At 70.4% G+C, this 5,328-nt stretch carries 6 protein-coding genes; 4 read left to right on the forward strand and 2 right to left on the reverse strand.

Translation table 11 applies throughout. The features are described from left to right. Positions 1 to 129: 129 nt before the first annotated feature. Entirely contained in the window at positions 130 to 657 is a 528-nt protein-coding gene (locus tag VR44_RS28260) for an NUDIX domain-containing protein (RefSeq protein WP_045950441.1), read from the reverse strand. A gap of 1 nt (position 658) precedes the next feature. After that, positions 659 to 2,014 (reverse strand): NsdA family TPR-like regulatory protein, encoded by a 1,356-nt coding sequence (locus VR44_RS28265; protein WP_045950442.1) that lies wholly within the window; start codon positions 2,012 to 2,014, stop codon positions 659 to 661. 193 nt (positions 2,015 to 2,207) lie between these two features. On the opposite strand from VR44_RS28265, the gene VR44_RS28270 reads away from it, so the two are divergent. The 4 genes from VR44_RS28270 to VR44_RS28285 all read left to right on the forward strand — a co-directional run bounded on the left by VR44_RS28270 (position 2,208) and on the right by VR44_RS28285 (position 5,223). Next, positions 2,208 to 2,957, forward strand: coding sequence for a hypothetical protein (locus VR44_RS28270; protein ID WP_045950443.1), 750 nt, complete (start codon positions 2,208 to 2,210; stop codon positions 2,955 to 2,957). Positions 2,958 to 3,024: 67 nt separating this feature from the next. Beyond that, a complete protein-coding gene (locus tag VR44_RS28275) occupies positions 3,025 to 3,936 on the forward strand; it encodes an aminoglycoside phosphotransferase family protein (RefSeq protein ID WP_045950444.1) in 912 nt (303 codons plus the stop codon). Beyond that, a complete protein-coding gene (locus VR44_RS28280; protein ID WP_045950445.1) occupies positions 3,936 to 4,628 on the forward strand; it encodes a class I SAM-dependent methyltransferase in 693 nt (230 codons plus the stop codon). The genes VR44_RS28275 and VR44_RS28280 overlap by 1 nt, the downstream gene beginning before the upstream one ends. 16 nt (positions 4,629 to 4,644) lie before the next feature. Further along, a complete protein-coding gene (locus VR44_RS28285) occupies positions 4,645 to 5,223 on the forward strand; it encodes an HAD domain-containing protein (RefSeq protein ID WP_045950446.1) in 579 nt (192 codons plus the stop codon). Positions 5,224 to 5,328: the final 105 nt, after the last annotated feature.

Below are 5,328 nucleotides of genomic sequence, written 5' to 3' on the forward strand. Positions count from 1 at the left end.
TCTTTGCTCGGCGTCCGGCGGCCGTCTGGGGCTGGTACCCGCAAGAAATGCCGACCTGAGCGGCATCCGGTGCCGGTGCGCGCAGCAGATCGCTACGCGCTTCCCTTCGTCTCGGCGTCTGCGGGTGATTCACCACCCGTTCAGCGAGACCTCCGGACCGGCGTTCAAGTACTGGCGGAGAGCACTCGATGTGGTGTCCACGAAGGCGTCGGGGATGGCGTTGGCGTCGACCCAGCGGACCTGGGAGTGCTTGCGGGGTTCGCGGTTTTCGGGTTCGCCGGTCCATTCGTTGGCGACGAAGACGACCGTGAGGAATCCGTTGGGGGCTTCGACGCCCCAGGCGCCGTGGATGATGTGGGCGACTTTGAGGAACTCCGGCTTCACGGTGAGGCCCGTCTCCTCGTAGAGCTCGCGGACTGCGGTTTCGGTGATGGGTTCGCCCGGTTCGCTCTTGCCGACGGGCAGGTCCCACATGCCTTGGGCGAACTTGGCGTTCTCGCTGCGTTGGAGGAGGACGACACGGTTGGTGGCCTTGTCGTGGACGATGACAGCCGCTACCAGCAGGGTCATCGATTCGAGCGCCGGCTTGAGGGCTGGGGAGCGGTCGTCGGTCTGCTGGGCCACGGTGTTCCCTTCGTCGGGCGGGTTGTTGGGCATGTTAGGCGAGGGCCTCGCGGGCGCGGCGGGCGAGATCGGCGGCGCCGGGAACGCGGCGGCGCTGGTACACGGCGAGGGTGGAGCGGATCGAGGTGATCGCCTTCCGGGTCCGGTCGGAGGTCATGCCCTCCATGAGGGCGAGGGCCTGGGTCCAGGCGGCGACGGCTTCGTCGGCGCGGGCCTGGGCGGCGAGGCTGTCGCCGAGGTCGGCGTGGGTGAGGGCGTGGACGCGCTTGTACTTCTGCGGGTCCCAGCGGGTAAGCGCGTCCCGGTGTTGTTGCTCGGTGCCGATGTGGTCGGCGAGGTCCGTCAGGGTGCGGGCCGTGTGGCTGGCCACGGTGCCGGCTGCGGGGCCGCTGACACGGGAGTAGCTGGGCTGGGGTCCGTCGTCCCGTAGGAGGGCGTCCTCAGCGGCGAGGAGGGCGCGGGCGGCGGACGCGTTCTCGTTGGAGGCGGCGAAGGCACGGGCATGGGTGATGTGCAGGAGGGCCTCTGTCTGGCCGTCCACGCGACCGAGGCCACGCTGCAAGGCACCTTCGACGAGGTCGACGCAGTGGTGGGGCTGCTTAAGGCTCAGTGCCTGATGGGCGAGGGCGCGCATCATCCAGGCCGCGTGACCGTGGGGGTCCGCTTCGCAGGCGAGCTGGTAGCCGACCTGGTAGTAGCGCTGGGCGGCGCCTTCGTGTCCCAGGTCGTGGTGCTTCCAACCGGCCAGATAGGCGAGTTCGGCGACGGCGCCGAAGGCGGCCTGCCGTAAGAGCTCCGAGTGGAACCGCCCGCGCAGTATCGGAGCGGCTGTGTCAGCAAGGTAAGCGGTGACGGTCGTGAGGCCGTGCCCGCCGCCCAAACGCTCGTCGGCGGCGCTGAAAGCCGCCGTGATCTGCCGTACGACGTCGACGTCCTCGGCACCGACGAAAGACCGGCCGACGCGGGCGCGGAGCATCCGGGAGGTCGCTTCGTGGTCGTGGAGGAGCGGCATGGCGACGCCTGCCGTGGTGAAGGCGGCAATGGCGAGGAAGCGCCGCCGTTCTACGTCTGCGCGACCGAGGTCGGAGGCGGTCGTGACCGGGTCGCCTGTGCAGGCGGGTTCGATGTCTCCGGGATGGAGACCGAGCTCGGTCGGCGTGACGATACTACCGAGGCGGCGGGAGAGAGCTTCCGCCAGGTACTGGCCGGTCTGCCCCGACGGAGTGCGAGTGCCCTTGACCCAGTGGGAGACGGCGGACTTGTTGGTCTGAAGTAGCTCGCCGTTCTCCGCAGCGATACGGCGGACGTCCCCGGCAAGGGCCTCATACGTGCATCCGGCCTCGTGGATCGTCTCGAGCAGGCGGGAGTTGGCGTCGGTCGGCGCTGGCACGTTCCTCCGTCCCGGAGCTGTAAACCGCGTATACCGCTTGGGCTCGGTCACACCGTACCCACTCTGCGTAGCGGGCGGTTCACTTATCGCAAGCCGCCCCACTCTCTCGGGCCGGGCGGCCCCAAGTTCCGGACGCCCTACCGGGCTCGGGCATTCCTATGCCCGAGCCCGGACGATCAGAGACGGAGACACGGTGACCACCATCGAAACCCAGGCCATCACGGTCGAGCTGCCCGCCGCATTCGACCCGCGATGGAGCCGCCTCCCCGGCATCCACGTGGACGGCCGCCGCATCACCATCGACCCGGCCGAGTACTTCTTCCGCTTCGAGTCCAACACCTGGCTCATCGCCGACTGGGAGCTGGTCAAGGCCCAGCTCATGGACGTCGACGAGACGACCGAGAGCGCCGTCGAGCAGCTGGCGCTCGACTTCATCAGGAACCACGCCGCGTCCACGTCGGACGCCGCGCGCGTCCTGACGACGGCGTACGAGGTGTACGCGTACCTCTTCCGCGACGAGCACCTCGCCGGCCTGGGCCTGCCGCAGATCACCGCCGACCACCTGCGGATGCTCCGCGAGGCCGCAACCCTCATGGCGCTCAACAAGGTCGAACTGGACGGCCACATCTCCAACGTCGGTCCGTGCTGGTTCTTCCCCGCCGCCACCTCTGTCGTCTTCGACCTGGACGACGAGATGGGCGGGATGCTCGACGAGGTCTACCACGGCGGCTGGTTCAACGAGCACCGCCGGATCGAGTCCATCAAGGCCCACGCCGCTCTCGGCGGCCGGCTCGTGCACGGCTGCCAGTCCGTGCCGGACCAGACCGGCGGCGTCGTCGCTCCCTACGGCGCCTCGATGGCCAACTTCCGAGACGACCTCGCCGCGTTCAAGGCGGGCTGGATCGAGCAGGTCTACGCCCACCGCCTGACGGCCCCCGAGTAGCCCCCCGTACGGCTTCGGGGCGGGCGACCCACCCGCCCCGAAGCCGACCATCCCCCGGAGACACCCCATGGACCAGAGCCTCACCACCGCCCTCCTCGACGACCTCTGCACCCTCCTCCGCAAGCCCCTCCCCGAACGCACGGAGATCCGTGTCTGGGGCATGTCCGGAGTCGAACGCGTCACCTTCCCCGGCGGCACCACGGCCGTCTTCAAGTACGCCAAGGAGCCCTTCGACCGCGAGGCCCAGGCACTGCGCATCGCCCACCAGCGCGGCCTGCCGGTCCCCGAACTCCACGCCACCGCCGTCCGGGACCACTGGCTCGGCATGCTCATGGACGACCTCGGCACCCCGGTCCGCGAAGCCGACGACGTGGACGGTGCCACCGCCGCCGTCCTGCTCCACCGGGCCCGCCCGGCCACCGGCCTGCCCCTCCTCGACGGCAACGGGCTGGTCTCCCTCCCTTCCCGGGCCCTCGACCACCTCCAGCGCCTCCGCAAGGCCGAGCGGTGGACGAACTGCGAGGACGTCGAAGCAGCACTGCGAACGATCTCCGCAGCGGCCGCGTCCCGTGCCCGGGGGGCGACGCTCGACCCGTTCGGCTGGGTCCACTCCGAGTTCCACCCCACCAGCGTCCACATCGGCGAGAACGGCCGGCACCTCCTCGACTTCGCCCGCGCCTTCACCGGCCCCGGCCTCATCGACCTCGCCTCGTACCACGGCACCACCGACACACCCGACCCCGTCCGACTCCGGGTGTTGCTGGAGCAGTACGTCACGGCAGGCGGCCACGAGGACGCCCTCGCCTCCCGGGGCGGTCTGACGGCCGAGGCATGGGCCCTCGGCTGGCACCGCATGTGGGCCGTCGAATGGTTCATGGAACAGGCCATCCGCTGGATCAACGACCCGACGAGGGACTTCGCCTACATCCCCGTCGTCCAGCGCCACCTGAACGACGTGGTCCGCTTCCTGGAGGTCTAGTGCTCGCCCAGGTCTCTCCCTGGTACGCCCACGCCGCCCAGCGCCTGACCACCGCCCCGGCCCATGCCCTCACCCCTCCCGCCCGGATGGAGTGGACCACCCACCCCGGCCTGGGCCCCGGCGCGGAACTCCTCGGCCGGGACCTGCGCGGCAAACGCCTGCTGGAACTGGGCTGCGGCCCGGGCCACAACGTCGCCCACCTCGCCCACCACCACAAGGCCCCCACGACGGGCGTCGACCTGATCGGTCTCCAGGTCCGCCGGGCCCGCTCCCACTACGGCCACATCACCGGCACCACCTTCTCGGCCGGCCACGCCCTGCACCACCTCCAGGCCACCACTCAGACCTTCGACGCGATCTACTCCGTCTTCGGCGCCATCGGTCTGGTCCCCCCGGCCCTCCTCCTCGCCGAGATCTCCCGCCACCTGGCACCCGGCGGCGTCCTCGCCTTCTCGCTTCCCCACCCGGCCCGGGCCGGAAGACATCCTTCGCCGGACGACCACCCCCGCGAGGACTACGTCACCATGCCCGACCGCACCCGCCACCCCATCGCCCGCTGGGAGTACGACGCCCACCGCTGGGCGGCCCACCTCTCCCGCACCGGCCTGCGGATCACTTCGGCCCTCGACCTCCGGCACCCCCGCCTCGACCCGTGGCCCACCACCCTCCTGATCACCGCCCGCAAACGCTGACCACCGGAGGCACCCGATGCCCGTACCCCACCTCCTCCTGGACATCGACGGCGTCCTCATCCCCTTCCCGACGCCCGACGGCAGCACCCCGCCCACCCACCTCCGCCACGCCGTCCTGCCCACGGGCCGCAACCCCGACGACCCCGTGCCCGTCTGGCTCAACCCCGCCCACGGCCCGATGCTCACGCGCTTCCTGGCCGACGCTCTCGTCGCCCCCGTGTGGTGCACGAGCTGGCGCAAGGACGCCACCACCATCATCGGCCCGCTCCTGGGCCTGCCCGGTTTCCCCTACCTCGACCTCCCCCGACCCCAGATCACCACCAGCCACCCCAACGGCTACCTCTGGAAACGCGACCACGTCGAACCGTGGCTCGGCGAATCACCAGTCGCCTGGATCGACGACGACTTCACCCCCCTCGACCACACCTGGGCCGCCGAACGAACGGCCCGAGGCCACCCCACCCTCCTCATCCAGCCGGATCCCCACCACGGCCTCCAACCGGACCACCTCGCGGAGGTAAGGGAGTGGGCCTCCCACCAGACCTCGCCCACTGTCGGCATCAGCCCCAGGCGGGCTGCGGCCGCCGAGAAATGAGAAGCGTGTAGCGATCTGACGCGCCCACCGGCCCTGGATGCCTCTCTGATTGGCATTTCGTGCGGGTAGCGGCCCCAGACGGCGGCCGGACGCTGAGACGGGAGG

It is taken from the genome of Streptomyces katrae (genome assembly GCF_000966975.1).
Lineage (GTDB): Bacteria > Actinomycetota > Actinomycetes > Streptomycetales > Streptomycetaceae > Streptomyces > Streptomyces katrae.